The 13,854-nt window shown below is 42.8% G+C and carries 29 protein-coding genes; all 29 read left to right on the top strand.

Features of this window, described 5'->3' with window-relative positions; all coding sequences use genetic code 11:
• Positions 1–91, top strand: a 91-nt coding sequence (locus LGT40_RS01825; RefSeq protein WP_226343144.1) for an EF-Tu C-terminal domain-related protein, incomplete at its 5' end; no start/stop codon positions are given.
• Positions 92–96: 5 nt separating this feature from the next.
• Complete coding sequence (gene rpsJ, locus LGT40_RS01820; protein ID WP_007144672.1) at positions 97–411, top strand: 30S ribosomal protein S10; 315 nt, start codon at positions 97–99, stop codon at positions 409–411.
• 13 nt (positions 412–424) lie between these two features.
• Complete coding sequence (gene rplC / locus LGT40_RS01815; RefSeq protein ID WP_226069739.1) at positions 425–1,057, top strand: 50S ribosomal protein L3; 633 nt, start codon at positions 425–427, stop codon at positions 1,055–1,057.
• Positions 1,058–1,080: 23 nt separating this feature from the next.
• Positions 1,081–1,698, top strand: coding sequence for a 50S ribosomal protein L4 (rplD, locus tag LGT40_RS01810; RefSeq protein ID WP_226069740.1), 618 nt, complete (start codon positions 1,081–1,083; stop codon positions 1,696–1,698).
• Positions 1,695–1,988 carry a 50S ribosomal protein L23 gene (gene rplW / locus LGT40_RS01805; RefSeq protein ID WP_014707492.1) on the top strand — a complete coding sequence of 98 codons (294 nt, stop codon included), beginning with the start codon at positions 1,695–1,697 and terminating at the stop codon, positions 1,986–1,988. Before rplD ends, rplW begins: the two co-directional genes overlap by 4 nt.
• A 26-nt stretch (positions 1,989–2,014) precedes the next feature.
• On the top strand, positions 2,015–2,842 hold the full coding sequence (gene rplB / locus LGT40_RS01800; protein ID WP_226069741.1) for a 50S ribosomal protein L2: 828 nt from the start codon (positions 2,015–2,017) through the stop codon (positions 2,840–2,842).
• Between the two features lie 17 nt (positions 2,843–2,859).
• A complete protein-coding gene (gene rpsS / locus LGT40_RS01795) occupies positions 2,860–3,135 on the top strand; it encodes a 30S ribosomal protein S19 (RefSeq protein ID WP_041354584.1) in 276 nt (91 codons plus the stop codon).
• Positions 3,136–3,144: 9 nt separating this feature from the next.
• Positions 3,145–3,477 carry a 50S ribosomal protein L22 gene (rplV, locus tag LGT40_RS01790; protein ID WP_014707489.1) on the top strand — a complete coding sequence of 111 codons (333 nt, stop codon included), beginning with the start codon at positions 3,145–3,147 and terminating at the stop codon, positions 3,475–3,477.
• A 12-nt stretch (positions 3,478–3,489) separates the two neighbouring features.
• On the top strand, positions 3,490–4,149 hold the full coding sequence (gene rpsC / locus LGT40_RS01785; RefSeq protein WP_226069742.1) for a 30S ribosomal protein S3: 660 nt from the start codon (positions 3,490–3,492) through the stop codon (positions 4,147–4,149).
• 11 nt (positions 4,150–4,160) lie between these two features.
• Positions 4,161–4,574, top strand: coding sequence for a 50S ribosomal protein L16 (gene rplP, locus LGT40_RS01780; protein WP_069296935.1), 414 nt, complete (start codon positions 4,161–4,163; stop codon positions 4,572–4,574).
• The gene (rpmC, locus tag LGT40_RS01775; RefSeq protein ID WP_014707486.1) at positions 4,574–4,759 is read left to right on the top strand and encodes a 50S ribosomal protein L29; all 186 of its coding nucleotides are present in this window, start codon (positions 4,574–4,576) and stop codon (positions 4,757–4,759) included. The genes rplP and rpmC overlap by 1 nt, the downstream gene beginning before the upstream one ends.
• 9 nt (positions 4,760–4,768) lie before the next feature.
• Entirely contained in the window at positions 4,769–5,029 is a 261-nt protein-coding gene (rpsQ, locus tag LGT40_RS01770; RefSeq protein ID WP_226069743.1) for a 30S ribosomal protein S17, read from the top strand.
• Between the two features lie 27 nt (positions 5,030–5,056).
• On the top strand, positions 5,057–5,425 hold the full coding sequence (gene rplN / locus LGT40_RS01765; RefSeq protein ID WP_089418555.1) for a 50S ribosomal protein L14: 369 nt from the start codon (positions 5,057–5,059) through the stop codon (positions 5,423–5,425).
• 16 nt (positions 5,426–5,441) lie between these two features.
• Entirely contained in the window at positions 5,442–5,759 is a 318-nt protein-coding gene (gene rplX, locus LGT40_RS01760) for a 50S ribosomal protein L24 (protein WP_069296932.1), read from the top strand.
• A gap of 21 nt (positions 5,760–5,780) precedes the next feature.
• Complete coding sequence (gene rplE, locus LGT40_RS01755) at positions 5,781–6,320, top strand: 50S ribosomal protein L5 (RefSeq protein WP_226069744.1); 540 nt, start codon at positions 5,781–5,783, stop codon at positions 6,318–6,320.
• A gap of 23 nt (positions 6,321–6,343) precedes the next feature.
• Positions 6,344–6,649 (top strand): 30S ribosomal protein S14, encoded by a 306-nt coding sequence (gene rpsN, locus LGT40_RS01750; protein ID WP_226069745.1) that lies wholly within the window; start codon positions 6,344–6,346, stop codon positions 6,647–6,649.
• A gap of 30 nt (positions 6,650–6,679) precedes the next feature.
• Positions 6,680–7,075: a 30S ribosomal protein S8 gene (gene rpsH, locus LGT40_RS01745; protein ID WP_226069746.1), complete on the top strand. Its 396-nt coding sequence runs from the start codon at positions 6,680–6,682 to the stop codon at positions 7,073–7,075.
• Between the two features lie 23 nt (positions 7,076–7,098).
• Complete coding sequence (gene rplF, locus LGT40_RS01740; RefSeq protein ID WP_226069747.1) at positions 7,099–7,632, top strand: 50S ribosomal protein L6; 534 nt, start codon at positions 7,099–7,101, stop codon at positions 7,630–7,632.
• A gap of 12 nt (positions 7,633–7,644) precedes the next feature.
• The gene (gene rplR, locus LGT40_RS01735; protein WP_014707478.1) at positions 7,645–7,998 is read left to right on the top strand and encodes a 50S ribosomal protein L18; all 354 of its coding nucleotides are present in this window, start codon (positions 7,645–7,647) and stop codon (positions 7,996–7,998) included.
• An 18-nt stretch (positions 7,999–8,016) separates the two neighbouring features.
• The gene (rpsE, locus tag LGT40_RS01730; RefSeq protein WP_014707477.1) at positions 8,017–8,526 is read left to right on the top strand and encodes a 30S ribosomal protein S5; all 510 of its coding nucleotides are present in this window, start codon (positions 8,017–8,019) and stop codon (positions 8,524–8,526) included.
• A gap of 4 nt (positions 8,527–8,530) precedes the next feature.
• Complete coding sequence (rpmD, locus tag LGT40_RS01725; RefSeq protein ID WP_226069748.1) at positions 8,531–8,719, top strand: 50S ribosomal protein L30; 189 nt, start codon at positions 8,531–8,533, stop codon at positions 8,717–8,719.
• Between the two features lie 2 nt (positions 8,720–8,721).
• Positions 8,722–9,156 (top strand): 50S ribosomal protein L15, encoded by a 435-nt coding sequence (gene rplO / locus LGT40_RS01720; protein ID WP_226069749.1) that lies wholly within the window; start codon positions 8,722–8,724, stop codon positions 9,154–9,156.
• Positions 9,157–9,161: 5 nt separating this feature from the next.
• Positions 9,162–10,514, top strand: coding sequence for a preprotein translocase subunit SecY (gene secY, locus LGT40_RS01715; RefSeq protein ID WP_226069750.1), 1,353 nt, complete (start codon positions 9,162–9,164; stop codon positions 10,512–10,514).
• A 30-nt stretch (positions 10,515–10,544) separates the two neighbouring features.
• Positions 10,545–10,658: a 50S ribosomal protein L36 gene (gene rpmJ, locus LGT40_RS01710; RefSeq protein WP_009726913.1), complete on the top strand. Its 114-nt coding sequence runs from the start codon at positions 10,545–10,547 to the stop codon at positions 10,656–10,658.
• Between the two features lie 85 nt (positions 10,659–10,743).
• The gene (gene rpsM / locus LGT40_RS01705) at positions 10,744–11,097 is read left to right on the top strand and encodes a 30S ribosomal protein S13 (RefSeq protein ID WP_226069751.1); all 354 of its coding nucleotides are present in this window, start codon (positions 10,744–10,746) and stop codon (positions 11,095–11,097) included.
• A 16-nt stretch (positions 11,098–11,113) separates the two neighbouring features.
• Positions 11,114–11,503 (top strand): 30S ribosomal protein S11, encoded by a 390-nt coding sequence (gene rpsK, locus LGT40_RS01700; RefSeq protein WP_226069752.1) that lies wholly within the window; start codon positions 11,114–11,116, stop codon positions 11,501–11,503.
• Between the two features lie 21 nt (positions 11,504–11,524).
• Positions 11,525–12,145: a 30S ribosomal protein S4 gene (rpsD, locus tag LGT40_RS01695; protein WP_226069753.1), complete on the top strand. Its 621-nt coding sequence runs from the start codon at positions 11,525–11,527 to the stop codon at positions 12,143–12,145.
• A 40-nt stretch (positions 12,146–12,185) separates the two neighbouring features.
• Positions 12,186–13,169 (top strand): DNA-directed RNA polymerase subunit alpha, encoded by a 984-nt coding sequence (locus LGT40_RS01690; protein WP_226069754.1) that lies wholly within the window; start codon positions 12,186–12,188, stop codon positions 13,167–13,169.
• Positions 13,170–13,207: 38 nt separating this feature from the next.
• Entirely contained in the window at positions 13,208–13,591 is a 384-nt protein-coding gene (gene rplQ, locus LGT40_RS01685) for a 50S ribosomal protein L17 (RefSeq protein WP_226069755.1), read from the top strand.
• Positions 13,592–13,854 lie beyond the last annotated feature (263 nt).

Here is a 13,854-nt window from a genome sequence, read left to right as displayed (position 1 = left end):
TCCGATTGCGATGGAAGAAGGTTTACGTTTTGCTATTCGTGAAGGCGGCCGCACCGTTGGTGCTGGTGTCGTTAGTAAAATCGTTGAGTAATAGAAATGGCAGCAACCCAAACTATTAGAATTAGGCTGAAATCATTTGATCATCGTTTGATTGATCAATCAGCTAAAGAAATCGTTGAAACAGCGAAACGTACCGGAGCTCGGATTAATGGACCAATTCCATTGCCGACTAAGAAAGAACGTTTCACCGTGCTGATTTCACCACACGTGAACAAAGATGCTCGTGAACAGTACGAAATTCGTACGCACAAACGTCTTATGGATATTGTTGAGCCAACTGATAAAACAGTTGATGCTCTGATGAAGCTGGACCTCGCCGCTGGCGTAGACGTTCAGATTAAGTTGAACTAAGAGGGGTTGGGTCATGACTATCGGACTCATCGGTCGTAAACGCGGTATGACACGTATCTTCTCAGAAGATGGTGTATCTACTCCGGTTACAGTTATTGAAGTAGAACCAAACCGTATCAGCCAGTTGAAATCAGTTGATACAGATGGTTACAACGCTATTCAAGTTACAGTGGGTGAGCGTAAAGCATCACGTGTTACCAAGCCTGAGGCGGGTCATTTTGCTAAGGCGCAGGCAGCTGCTGGTCGTAAGGTCTGTGAGTTCCGTGTGGATTCACATGATGAGCTGACAGTTGGTGCAGAACTGAAAGTAGATATATTTGAAGCTGGACAGAAAATTGATGTTTCTGGCCTGACAAAAGGTAAAGGCTTTGCTGGTGTTGTAAAACGCTACGGTTTCCGTGGTGGTGATGCGACTCATGGTAACTCTTTGTCACATAGAGCGCCGGGTTCAATTGGTCAATGTCAAACTCCTGGACGAGTGTTCAAGGGTAAAAAAATGGCTGGCCATATGGGTGATAAAAAACGCACGTTGCAAAATCTTTCTGTTGTCAGAGTGGATGCGGAACGGAACCTGATTTTGGTTAAAGGCTCAGTGCCAGGTGCAACAGGCAGTAATGTCGTCGTTAGCCCAGCTGTGAAAGCCTAAGAAAGATTCTGAGGGGAATTAACGTGGATCTTCAGTTACAAACATTCAACGGTAAGAAAGGCGGAAACATAACAGTTTCTGATGCATTTCTTGATCGTGAGTTTAACGAATCATTAGTACATCAGGTCGTGACTGCTTATTTGGCAGGTGCACGCTCTGGTACACATGCACAAAAAACTCGCTCAGAAGTGAGTGGTGGTGGTAGAAAGCCATTTTCACAAAAAGGAAGTGGCCGTGCGCGTGCAGGTACCATCCGTAGTCCATTATGGCGTAGTGGTGGCGTTACATTTGCATCAAAAAATCGTGATTACAGTCAAAAAGTTAATCGCAAAATGTATCGCAACGCGATTTCTGTCATTTTGTCAGAGTTACGTCGTAAAGATGCATTAGTTGTAGTTGATAAAGTTGAGCTCGATTCGCCTAAAACAAAAGATTTGTTAGCGATGACAAAATCTCTGGGTATTGAAAACGCTTTAATCGTTTGTGAAAATGCCGCCGGTAATTTGGCATTGGCATCGCGCAATTTATATAACATTGCTGCGACAGATGCTGCTCACGTAAACCCAGTTGCATTATTGCGTTTTGAAAAAGTCGTAATGAGTGAAGACTCTATTCGTAAGCTTGAGGAATCATTTGTATGAATACAGAACGCTTAAGCAAAATTATTCTTGGCCCAGTGGTTGCTGAAAAAGCATCACGTGTTGCCGAAGATCATAATCAGGTAGTACTTAAAGTATTACCTAACGCCAACAAAGCTGAAATCAAAAAAGCCGTTGAAAGCTTATTTGATGTGAAAGTTGCTGCTGTATCAACAGCCAATGTTAAAGGCAAAGTCAAACGCGTCGGCCGTAGTTTCGGTAAACGTAGTGATTGGAAAAAAGCCTATGTGACATTAGCTGATGGTGCTGATCTCAACTTCCTTGGCGAATAATACAGAATACGGGTGAGGAAACAGGAATGGCATTAAAAAAGGCTAAACCTACATCAGCAGGTCGCAGATTTGTTGTGCAGGTAAGTACTCCAGATCTGTACAAAGGTGCTCCATATGCTCCTTTGGTAGAGAAAAAGACTAAAAATGGTGGTCGTAACAACGCTGGTCGTATTACTGTCCGTCATCAAGGTGGCGGTCACAAACAACGTTATCGCGTTATTGATTTTAAACGTAACAAAGACGGCATCCCTGCTGTAGTTGAACGTATTGAATATGATCCTAATCGTACTGCGCACATTGCACTGTTAAGCTATGCTGATGGTGAGAAACGCTACATTATCGCTCCTAAAGGTATCACTGCTGGTGATCGCCTTGAGTCAGGTGAGAATGCATCGATTCGTGCCGGAAATACATTAAAATTGGCAGCTATTCCTCTGGGTAGCACTGTCCATTGTGTTGAGTTGAAACCTGGCAAAGGTGCTCAATTAGCACGTAGTGCCGGTAGCAGTGTTCAATATGTAGCTCGTGAAAATGGCTATGCCACAATTCGTTTACGCAGTGGTGAAACTCGTAAAGTACCGCTTGACTGTAAAGCAACAATGGGTGAAGTCGGTAACGGTGAACATTCATTACGTTCATTAGGTAAAGCGGGTGCTAAAAGATGGCGTGGTGTTCGTCCTACCGTTCGCGGTGTGGTCATGAACCCTGTTGATCATCCTCATGGTGGTGGTGAAGGTCGCACATCGGGCGGACGTCATCCTGTAACACCTTGGGGCGTGCCGACTAAAGGCTATAAGACTCGTAAGAATAAACGTACGGATAATATGATCGTACGTCGTCGTAATCGTAAATAAAAGGCTAGGAATTTCACATGCCGCGTTCAATTAAAAAAGGTCCATTCATTGACCATCACCTTGAAAAGAAGGTCTTGGAAGCGAGAGATGCAAGTAACAAACGTCCGATCAAAACTTGGTCACGTCGTTCAATGATCTCCCCGGATATGATTGGTCTAACTCTGGCTGTTCACAATGGTAAACAGCATGTACCTGTGTTTGTCACAGAAGATATGGTAGGGCATAAGTTAGGTGAGTTTTCACCAACACGTACCTTTAAAGGTCATGCCGCCGATAAGAAATCTAAGCGATAAGGTTAAGATATGGCTACAAAAGCTAAACTCAGCTATGCACGCATTTCAGCACAGAAAGTGCGTTTGGTAGCGGATCAAATCAGAGGTTTGCCCGTTGAACGCGCTATCAACATTCTAGCTTTCAGCCCTAAAAAAGCTGCTGATTTAATGAAGGGCGTATTGGACTCAGCGATTGCAAATGCTGAACACAATGATGGTGCTGACATTGATGAATTATACGTCTCAGCCGTAATGGTTGATGATGGTCCAACAATGAAGCGTATGTCGCCTCGTGCTAAAGGCCGTGGTAATCGCATTCTTAAACGTACAAGCCACATCACTGTGGTTGTAGACGAAAAGTAAGAGAGAATACTTATGGGACAAAAGGTTCACCCAACTGGTTTCAGACTTGGTATAATTAAAGATTGGAATTCAATCTGGTATGCGGATTCAGCCAATTTTGCAGAAATGCTGAATAATGATCTGAAGGTACGAAACTATCTTAAGCAGAAACTTGCACACGCTTCTGTGAGCAAGATTCAAATCGACAGACCAGCTAAGAATGCAAAAATTACCATTCATACGGCCCGTCCAGGAATCGTTATTGGTAAAAAAGGCGAAGATATCGACAAGCTTCGCCAGGAAGCATCAGAAATCATGGGTATTCCTGTCAATGTCGGCGTTGAAGAAATTCGCAAACCTGAGCTTGACGCTACGTTAGTTGCTGAGAGTGTTGCGCAACAACTTGAACGTCGCATTATGTTCCGTCGTGCTATGAAACGTGCAGTTACAAACACTATGCGTGTTGGTGCTGAAGGTATTCGTATTAATGTTGCTGGTCGCCTCAATGGCGCAGAGATTGCTCGTACTGAATGGTACCGTGAAGGTCGTGTTCCTTTACATACTCTGCGTGCTGATATCGATTATGGTACTGCAGAAGCTAAAACCACCTACGGTATTATCGGTGTGAAGGTTTGGATTTTTAAAGGTGAAGTTTTTGATGCTCAGGCACAAAACACACCTGCAGAAAAATAAGGTTATAACCAATGTTACAGCCAAAAAGAACGAAATTTAGAAAGCAGCAGAAGCTGCGTAACCGTGGCCTGGCTCACCGTGGCGCCAAAGTAAGTTTTGGTGAGTTCGGTTTGAAGTCATTAGATCGTGGTCGTATCACTGCCCGGCAGATTGAGGCAGCACGTCGCGCTATGACCCGTCACATTAAACGTGGTGGTAAAATCTGGATCCGTGTTTTTCCAGATAAACCAATTTCCAGTAAGCCACTGGAAGTGCGTCAAGGTAAAGGTAAGGGTAATGTTGAATACTGGGTAGCAAATGTTCAGCCTGGTCGCATGCTCTATGAAATGGAAGGTGTTACTGAAGAGATTGCTCGTGAAGCATTCCGTCTTGCAGCAGCAAAACTTCCTGTTAAAACGACATTTGTAACTCGGGCGATACTGTAATGAAAGCGAGCGAAATTAGACAAAAATCTGCTGAGGATCTAGCTAAAGAGCTAGGTGAACTTCACAAAGAACAGTTTAATTTGCGTATGCAAAACGCTACCGGCCAGTTGACACGTAACTCTGAGCTGAAGCGTGTGCGCCGTGATATTGCACGCATCAAGACTGTACTGACTGAGAATAAATAGGGCACTGAAATGAGTGAACAAGAAAAAAATGCACGTTCTTTAATTGGTCGTGTTGTCAGTGACAAGATGGATAAAACCATTACGGTTCTAGTAGAACGTAGTGTCGCCCATCCGATCTACAAAAAATATGTGAAACGTTCAACGAAGTTACATGTTCATGATGAAAATAATGAATGTAATATCGGGGACGTAGTAAGTGTTGCCTCATCGCGCCCACTGTCTAAGACGAAGTGCTGGAAGCTGGTCGACATTATTGATCGTGCGAAGTAAGCAACTATTCAGTTTGGAGTTTAGACCATGATTCAAATGCAAAGCAGTCTCGATGTGGCCGATAATAGCGGTGCTAAACGGGTAGAATGCATCAAAGTTTTAGGTGGTTCACACCGTCGTTATGCTGGAATTGGTGATGTTATTAAAGTCACTATTAAAGAGGCTGCGCCGCGTGGAAAAGTAAAAAAAGGTGATGTGCATAATGCTGTCATCGTTAGAACTCGTAAAGGTGTTCGCCGTCCAGATGGGTCGGTTATCCGTTTCGATACTAATGCTGCAGTCTTATTAAATGCTGCGCATCAGCCAATTGGTACACGTATTTTCGGCCCGGTCACACGTGAGCTTCGTGGTGAAAAATTCATGAAGATCATTTCATTGGCACCGGAAGTACTTTAAGTAGGAGCGCTGAAGGATGGAAAGATTAGTAAAAGGCGATCAAGTTGTTGTTACGGTTGGAAAAGACCGTGGTAAACAAGGCGAAATCCTACGTCGGGTCGAAGGTGGTAAGTTTGTTGTTCAAGGCATTAATCTTGTCAAAAAGCACACTAAGCCAAACCCGGCGTTAGGACGCACAGGTGGTATTGTTGAAAAAGAAATGCCAATTCATGGGTCGAATCTTGCTTTGCTGAATCCAGCTTCTGGAAAAGGCGATAAAGTGGGTTTCAAATTTCTCGAAGATGGCCGCAAAGTTCGCGTCTTCAAGTCGAACGGCGAAACCGTTGGCGCTTGAGCTTAGAGTTGGGATATTAAAGTGAGCAGATTAAAAGATTTTTATCGTGAAGAAGTAGTCAAGCAACTGCAAGAGCAGTTTGGCTACAAATCCGTTATGGAAGTGCCACGCATTACCAAAATCACCTTAAATATGGGTGTGGGTGAAGCGCTGACTGATAAGAAGGTTCTCGAAAATGCTGTTGCTGATATGGAAGCGATTTCAGGTCAGAAAGCTGTCGTTACGAAAGCCCGCAAGTCAGTAGCAGGTTTTAAAGTGCGTGAAGGCTGGCCGATCGGTTGTAAAGTCACACTGCGCAGCGAGCGTATGTATGATTTTCTGGATCGTCTGATTAGCATTTCTATTCCGAGAATTCGTGACTTTCGTGGATTAAACCCGAAATCATTTGATGGTCAAGGAAACTACAGTATGGGGATTAAAGAGCAAATCATTTTCCCTGAGATTGAGTTTGATAAGATTGATAAAACACGCGGAATGGATATCACCATTACCACCACTGCTAAGACAGCAGAAGAGTCACGTGCTTTATTAACTGCATTCAAGTTTCCTTTTAGAAAATAAACCAAGTCCGGGTGGAATAAGTTATGGCTAAACGTTGCATGATTAATCGCGAGATTAAAAGAGCAAAAATGGTAGAGAAGTACGCTGCCAAACGTGCTGAATTGAAAAAGCAAATGATCAATTCATCTCTGAGTATGGAAGAACGTGAAATTGCTGCTAAGAAATTTCATGCATTACCACGTAACTCAAGTGCAGTACGTATGCGTAATCGTTGTGAAATTACTGGTCGTCCACACGGTTATTACCGTAAGTTTGGTCTTTCAAGAAACAAACTGCGTGAACATGCAATGAATGGCGATATTCCTGGCCTAGTCATGGCGAGTTGGTAGTTGCCAAACTGTTTTGTGGAGCTAAATTAAATGAGTATGACTGACCCAATTGCTGATATGTTGACACGTATCCGCAATGCCCAACAGGCAAATAAAGTTGATGTAACGATGCCTTCTTCTAAAGTGAAACTGAGTATTGCTCAAGTTCTTAAAGATGAAGGTTATGTTGCTGATTTCAGTGTTAATGAAAATGCGGGAAAACCGTTATTGAGCATTAGCCTGAAATATTTTGAAGGCAAACCGGTTATCGAACAAATCAACCGTATCAGCCGTCCAGGCCTTCGCGTTTACCGTTCTGCGGATAAAATCCCGCAAGTAATCGGTGGTCTTGGTGTTGCTATCGTTTCTACCTCTAGAGGTGTGATGGCTGATCGTAAAGCGCGTGCACTTGGACAGGGCGGTGAAGTCCTGTGTGCCGTTAGCTAAGCCTTATTTCCAGGAGATAGAACATGTCACGTATTGCAAATGCGCCAGTTGAAATACCTGCTGGTGTTGAGGTTGCTCTCAACGGTAGTGAAGTTACGGTTAAAGGTTCGAAAGGAACATTGTCACGTACTTTTCATTCCGATGTGGAAGTGTCGCAGGAAGGTTCTGCACTCAAGACCGTCGCAAAAAACAACTCGAAACAAGCTGTAGCCTTAACAGGTACCGCTAGAGCATTAATCAGTAACATGGTTGATGGTGTTTCAAAAGGGTTTGAAAAAAAATTAACATTGGTTGGAGTGGGTTACCGTGCTAAAGCGCAAGGTGACAAACTCGATTTGACTCTCGGTTTTTCACATCCTGTTCAATATGATGTGCCTGCTGGGATAACAGTAGAGACACCAAGTCAAACAGAAATTGTTGTTTCGGGCGCTGATAAACAAGCGGTCGGACAAGTGGCGGCAGATATTCGTGCTTATCGTTCACCAGAACCATATAAAGGTAAAGGTGTTCGTTATTCAGATGAATATGTTGCTCGTAAAGAAGCTAAGAAAAAATAATTAGGCTGAATCATGGATAAAAAATCGTCAAGATTACGCAGAGCTGCAAGAGCGCGTGCCAAAATCAGAGAATTGGAAGTCTATAGACTTACAATTCACAGAACGCCGCGTCATATCTATGCACAAGTCCTTACTCACGACAGTTCTAAAGTAGTTGCTTCTGCTTCTACCTTGGATCCTGAAGTGAAAAAAGCACTTGAAGGTACTGGAAATGTAGCTGCAGCCGAATTGGTTGGAAAGACTGTTGCACAACGTGCAGCAAAAGAAGGTATTACGCAGGTTGCCTTTGATCGTTCCGGTTTTAGTTATCACGGTCGCGTTAAGGCCCTGGCTGATGCAGCACGTGAAAACGGCTTGCAGTTCTAGTTATATAAGGTAAGACTCATGGCACAGAATGAACAACGCCAAGCCGCATCAGATGGCTTGATTGAAAAGTTAGTAGGTATCCGCCGCGTCGCAAAAGTCGTAAAAGGTGGTCGGGTATTTGGTTTTTCTGCATTGACTATTGTTGGTGACGGTAACGGACGTGTTGGCTTTGGCCAAGGTAAAGCGCGTGAAGTTCCAGTTGCAATTCAAAAGGCAATGGATGAAGCGCGTAAAAACATGAAGAAAGTTGTGTTGAATGGTGATACTCTGCACCACCCTCTGACTGCACGTCATGGCGCCGCTAAGGTGTTTATGCAACCTGCTTCTGAAGGTACGGGCGTTATTGCCGGTGGTGCAATGCGTGCCGTATTTGATGCTGTTGGTGTTCACAATGTTCTGGCCAAATCGATTGGATCTACCAATCCTTTGAATGTAGTTCGCGCTACTATTAACGGCCTTACTGACATGAATAACCCTGAATCTATCGCTGCCAAACGTGGCAAGTCGGTTAAAGAGATCATGGAATAATCAAATGAGTTCACAAGCAAAATTAAAAGTCACTTTGGTAAAAAGTACCATTGGCAGACTTGAAAAACACAAAGCCTGTGTAGCAGGTTTAGGTTTACGTAAAACAGGTAGTAGTGCTGTTGTTATCGACACGCCTGAGAATAGAGGCATGATTAATCATGTTTCTTACCTGTTGAAGGTTGAGGAAGCATAAACATGAACTTAAATACTATAGCGCCAGCTGAAGGTGAAAAACAATCAGCTAAACGTGTAGGTCGTGGTATCGGTTCCGGTCTGGGTAAAACCTGTGGTCGTGGACATAAAGGTCAAAAAGCGCGTTCAGGAGGTTTTCATAAGCGTGGGTTTGAAGGCGGTCAAATGCCTTTGCAACGTCGTTTGCCTAAAGTTGGATTTAGTTCACGCGTTGGTAGAACCACTGCCCAGGTACGTTTAGATACAATTGCTGCCATTGAAGCAGATGTTGTTGACTTATTGACACTGAAATCTGCTGGTGCTGTTCCTGAAAATACCTTACGTGTAAAAGTAATTAACTCTGGTGAGCTTACTAAGGCTGTAACTCTAAAAGGTATGGCTATTACTGCAGGTGCAAAAGCTGCTGTAGAAGCTGCCGGTGGTAAGGTCGAAGAGTAATATTTGTGGAAAAAAACAGACAACAAGCTGCCGCAATGATGAGCGGAGGACGTTACGGTGAACTTAAAAGTCGTCTTCTCTTTGTTTTGGGTGCGTTATTAGTTTATCGTTTAGGTACATTTATTCCAGTACCCGGAATTGATCCAGCAGCCCTAGCAATCATGTTTGAACAGCAGCGTGGAACAATTCTGGACATGTTTAACATGTTTTCAGGTGGTGCTCTAGAGCGGTTGTCTGTATTTGCATTAGGAATTATGCCGTATATATCGGCTTCTATCATAATGCAGCTGTTAACAGTAGTTCACCCAAAACTTGCACAACTTAAAAAAGAAGGTGCTGCAGGCAAACGGAAGATTACTCAATATACACGATATGGCACGCTTGCTTTAGCAACATTTCAGGCTATTGGTATCTCTATAGCATTGGAAAGCCAACAGGCGGGTGGTACGGGTGTAGTAATCGACCCAGGGATGTTATTCCGTTTTACAGCAGTAGTTACATTAGTAACGGGCACAATGTTTTTAATGTGGCTAGGTGAACAAATTACAGAACGTGGTATTGGCAATGGTATATCAATAATTATATTTGCAGGTATTGTTGCTGGCCTACCTTCTGCTGTTGGTGGAACACTTGAATTAGCAAGAACTGGTCAGCTTGCTCCATTTTTGGTAATTGCATTATTGGTAATGGCGCTTGCTGTCACAGCATTTGTAGTTTTTGTAGAAAGAGCTCAGCGTCGCATACCAATACATTATGCTAAACGTCAGCAAGGACGGAAAATGATGGCTGGTCAGGTAACTCACTTGCCGTTGAAGCTAAATATGGCTGGAGTTATCCCACCTATTTTTGCTTCAAGCATTATTTTGTTTCCGGCGACGATTGCTGGTTGGTTTGGTTCCTCGGAAGGTATGGGATGGTTAAGTGATATTTCAACATTAATGTCACCCGGCCAACCTATGTATGTAATGGCTTATGCATTAGCAATTATATTCTTTTGTTTCTTTTATACTGCTTTAGTGTTTAACCCAAAAGAAACAGCTGAGAACTTGCAAAAGTCAGGAGCCTTCATTCCTGGAATAAGACCTGGTGAGCAAACCTCGCGCTATATCGATACGGTAATGGGGCGATTAACTTTAGCTGGTGCTGTTTATATTACAGCTGTCTGTTTATTGCCAGAGTTTCTTATACTTTATTGGAGTGTGCCTTTCTATTTCGGTGGTACCTCTTTGCTTATCATCGTCGTAGTGACAATGGATTTTGTCTCACAAGTCCAATCACACATGATGTCGCAGCAGTATGAAAGTTTGATGCGTAAATCAAACAAGAATAATAATGGAGTTGGCGGTTTTTTACGTTAACTTTACAAATAGTTTGCTGGAGAAAATTTAATGAAAGTTCAGGCATCAGTAAAAAAGATTTGCCGTAATTGCAAGATCGTAAAAAGAAACGGGGTTCTGCGTGTTATTTGCAAAGAAGCTCGACATAAGCAACGTCAAGGTTAAATTTGACTGTTCGGTGATTGTTGTTGAACTGTAGTTTTGTATGTTACAATTCACTGTTCACTCCTGAGAAATTTAGGGTAATTGAATGGCTCGTATAGCTGGTATAAATGTTCCTGTGCAAAAGCACACGGTAATTGCACTCACATCGATTTACGGCATTGGTCGTACTCGTTCACAAAAGATATGTGAAGCCGCAGGTATTGCACCTGATGTTAAGATTCGCGATCTGAATGAACAAGAAGTTGAAGCACTTCGTACTGAAGTTGCTAAATACATTGTCGAAGGCGATTTGCGTCGTGAAGTCTCAATGGATATTAAACGTCTGAAAGACTTAGGTTGTTACCGTGGCGTACGCCACCGCAGAGGTCTGCCAGTACGCGGGCAGAGAACTAAAACTAACGCAAGGACTCGTAAAGGTCCTCGCCGTATGATTAAGTAAGTTAAGAGGCGCTTCGATGGCAAATTCATCAGCACGACAACGCAAACGCGTTAAAAAGAATGTGGTCGACGGTGTCGCTCATGTTCATGCATCATTTAATAATACGATAATAACGATTACCGATCGCCAAGGTAATGCGCTTTCATGGGCAACAGCAGGTGGATGTGGATTTCGCGGTTCTCGTAAAAGTACACCGTTTGCCGCACAGGTAGCTGCTGAAAAAGCTGGCGAAGTTGTGAAAGAATTCGGTATGAAAAACCTGGATGTAGAAATTAAAGGTCCAGGCCCTGGTCGTGAATCAGCGGTCCGTGCCTTAAATAATTTAGGGTTTAAGATTACTAATATTACAGACGTGACGCCCATTCCTCATAATGGTTGCCGTCCTCCTAAGCGTCGTCGCGTTTAACAGGTTTTTGGAGTAACACTAATGGGAAAATATCGTGGCCCAACTTGCAAGCTAAGTCGTAGAGAAGGCACTGACCTTTTTCTTAAGAGCAGAGGTAATCCTCTCGAAAGCAAATGCAAGATTGAACAAAAGCCAGGTCAACATGGTGCACGTCGTGGTCGTGAATCTGACTATGCCGTGCAGTTGCGTGCTAAACAACGTATTCGTCGTATGTACGGTGTGCTTGAAAAACAGTTTCGTAATTACTACAAACTTGCTGATCAAAAGAAAGGCGCAACCGGTGTAAACTTGTTGAACTTTTTAGAACAACGTTTAGATAATGTTGTTTATCGCATGGGATTTGGTTCGACCCGTGCTGAATCAAGACAGCTTGTTTCACATAAAGCAATTATGGTAAACGGCCGTGTGACAAATATTCCTTCTTATCAAGTCAAAGAAGGAGATGTTGTTGAGATCCGTGAAAAAGCTAAAAAACAAGAACGTATTGTTAACGCTATGTCAGTAGCAGAGCAATTAGGTTTTCCAGAATGGATCGAAGTCAATACGCAAGCTCTGTCAGGTGTGTTTAAACGTACTCCTGAACGTGATGAATTGCCGGCCGAACTTTCAGAAAACCTGGTTGTAGAGCTTTACTCGAAATAGACATAACTAAATCCGATATGGATTTATTAGAGGAATTTGCATGACGACTTATACGAGTCAATTTCTTAAACCAAGGATTGTCGATATCCAAAAGTTTAGTGACACACGTACACGTCTGGTACTGGAGCCGCTTGAGCGTGGTTTTGGTCATACGCTGGGTAATGCATTACGTAGAATCCTGCTTTCCTCAATGGAAGGTGCGGCTGTTGTTGAAGCACAAATCGACGGTGTTGTGCATGAATACTCAGCTATTACCGGTGTGCAAGAAGACGTCCTAGATATCCTTCTCAACATGAAAGGCATTGCTGTACAGTTGCATGATGCAACCGAAGCTGTCCTTAGTCTGAACAAAGAAGGTGTTGGCCCTGTTACTGCCGCAGATATTCAGTTACCTCACAATGTTGTGGTGACTAATCCTGAACATGTTATTGCTAATTTAACTGGCGGAAGTCTTTCGATTACCTTTAAAGTAGTTAAAGGTCGTGGTTATTCTGCTGCTAACAGCCGTTCTTTAGGTGAAGATGAAGACCGTGCTATTGGTCAGCTGCATCTCGATGCATCATTCAGTCCTGTACGCCTTGTGACATATGCTGTCGAAAGTGCACGTGTTGAAAATCGTACAGATTTGGACAAATTGATCATTGATGTTGAGACTAACGGCACTTTAGATGCAGAAGATGCAATTAAATATGCCGCTACTATCCTGAGTGATCAGTTAACTTCTTTTGTAGATTTTACTGTCATTGAAGAAGCGGCATCAGAGCCTAAACAACCACCAATCGATCCAGCTTTATTACAGGCCATCGATGATTTAGACTTAACGGTTCGTTCGGCTAACTGTCTCAAAGCAGAAAATATTTATTACGTAGGTGATTTGATTCAACGTACTGAAATGGAACTTTTGAAAACACCAAATCTTGGTAAAAAGTCCCTGACAGAAATCAAAGAAGTCCTGGCATCAAAAGGCTTGTCTCTGGGCATGCACCTTGATAACTGGCCACCTGCTTCTTTAGAGCAAAAATAATACTGAAGTAATTCAGCACAAAGAATAGGGTAAGAACCATGCGTCATCGTAATTCAGGTCGTAAATTAAACCGCAATAGCAGCCACAGAAAAGCTATGTTCAAAAATATGGCTTCTTCACTGTTAGAGCATGAAGTCATTCGCACAACTCTTCCTAAAGCTAAAGAGTTGCGAGGTGTGATTGAGCCACTTATTACTTTAGGTAAAACTGATAGCGTTGCTAATCGTCGTTTAGCTTTTGCTCGTTTAGGTAGTCGCGATGCAGTAACCAAATTGTTTAATGATGTTTCTCCTCGTTCAGCTAACCGTCCTGGTGGTTACGTACGTGTATTGAAAACAGGTTTACGTGATGGTGATAAAGCCCCTATGGCTATTGTTGAACTAGTTGACCGTTCAGTTGCAGAAACTGAAGCATCTGCATAATATTTAGCGTTGTTCATTGCTAACTAAACCGGCTTTACGCCGGTTTAGTCATATATAAGACATCTATTTTGTTAAACAATCTTTTCTAACGCATTGATTTAAATTGAACAAGAAAGAATGTTTTCAAGTTTAAAGAAAATAACTGGTTTTAACTGTTGACAGCCTGGCGAGTGGCTGTATAATTCTCGCTTCTTTGCAGGACGACAAGAACTGCAAGCTCTTTAAAAAACTGGTATCAAGTAATTTGTGTGGGTACTTGCGTT

It is taken from the genome of Methylophaga pinxianii (assembly GCF_020447225.1).
Lineage (GTDB): Bacteria > Pseudomonadota > Gammaproteobacteria > Nitrosococcales > Methylophagaceae > Methylophaga > Methylophaga pinxianii.
This window is presented reverse-complemented; position numbering and strand designations above follow the sequence as displayed.

Coding starts and splice junctions, on each gene's coding strand:
- rpsJ (WP_007144672.1), top strand. CDS start 97: ATGGCAGCAACCCAAACTATTAGAATTAGGCTGAAATCATTTGATCAT.
- rplC (WP_226069739.1), top strand. CDS start 425: ATGACTATCGGACTCATCGGTCGTAAACGCGGTATGACACGTATCTTC.
- rplW (WP_014707492.1), top strand. CDS start 1,695: ATGAATACAGAACGCTTAAGCAAAATTATTCTTGGCCCAGTGGTTGCT.
- rplB (WP_226069741.1), top strand. CDS start 2,015: ATGGCATTAAAAAAGGCTAAACCTACATCAGCAGGTCGCAGATTTGTT.
- rpsS (WP_041354584.1), top strand. CDS start 2,860: ATGCCGCGTTCAATTAAAAAAGGTCCATTCATTGACCATCACCTTGAA.
- rplV (WP_014707489.1), top strand. CDS start 3,145: ATGGCTACAAAAGCTAAACTCAGCTATGCACGCATTTCAGCACAGAAA.
- rpsC (WP_226069742.1), top strand. CDS start 3,490: ATGGGACAAAAGGTTCACCCAACTGGTTTCAGACTTGGTATAATTAAA.
- rplP (WP_069296935.1), top strand. CDS start 4,161: ATGTTACAGCCAAAAAGAACGAAATTTAGAAAGCAGCAGAAGCTGCGT.
- rpmC (WP_014707486.1), top strand. CDS start 4,574: ATGAAAGCGAGCGAAATTAGACAAAAATCTGCTGAGGATCTAGCTAAA.
- rpsQ (WP_226069743.1), top strand. CDS start 4,769: ATGAGTGAACAAGAAAAAAATGCACGTTCTTTAATTGGTCGTGTTGTC.
- rplN (WP_089418555.1), top strand. CDS start 5,057: ATGATTCAAATGCAAAGCAGTCTCGATGTGGCCGATAATAGCGGTGCT.
- rplX (WP_069296932.1), top strand. CDS start 5,442: ATGGAAAGATTAGTAAAAGGCGATCAAGTTGTTGTTACGGTTGGAAAA.
- rpsN (WP_226069745.1), top strand. CDS start 6,344: ATGGCTAAACGTTGCATGATTAATCGCGAGATTAAAAGAGCAAAAATG.
- rpsH (WP_226069746.1), top strand. CDS start 6,680: ATGAGTATGACTGACCCAATTGCTGATATGTTGACACGTATCCGCAAT.
- rplF (WP_226069747.1), top strand. CDS start 7,099: ATGTCACGTATTGCAAATGCGCCAGTTGAAATACCTGCTGGTGTTGAG.
- rplR (WP_014707478.1), top strand. CDS start 7,645: ATGGATAAAAAATCGTCAAGATTACGCAGAGCTGCAAGAGCGCGTGCC.
- rpsE (WP_014707477.1), top strand. CDS start 8,017: ATGGCACAGAATGAACAACGCCAAGCCGCATCAGATGGCTTGATTGAA.
- rpmD (WP_226069748.1), top strand. CDS start 8,531: ATGAGTTCACAAGCAAAATTAAAAGTCACTTTGGTAAAAAGTACCATT.
- rplO (WP_226069749.1), top strand. CDS start 8,722: ATGAACTTAAATACTATAGCGCCAGCTGAAGGTGAAAAACAATCAGCT.
- rpmJ (WP_009726913.1), top strand. CDS start 10,545: ATGAAAGTTCAGGCATCAGTAAAAAAGATTTGCCGTAATTGCAAGATC.
- rpsM (WP_226069751.1), top strand. CDS start 10,744: ATGGCTCGTATAGCTGGTATAAATGTTCCTGTGCAAAAGCACACGGTA.
- rpsK (WP_226069752.1), top strand. CDS start 11,114: ATGGCAAATTCATCAGCACGACAACGCAAACGCGTTAAAAAGAATGTG.
- rpsD (WP_226069753.1), top strand. CDS start 11,525: ATGGGAAAATATCGTGGCCCAACTTGCAAGCTAAGTCGTAGAGAAGGC.
- LGT40_RS01690 (WP_226069754.1), top strand. CDS start 12,186: ATGACGACTTATACGAGTCAATTTCTTAAACCAAGGATTGTCGATATC.
- rplQ (WP_226069755.1), top strand. CDS start 13,208: ATGCGTCATCGTAATTCAGGTCGTAAATTAAACCGCAATAGCAGCCAC.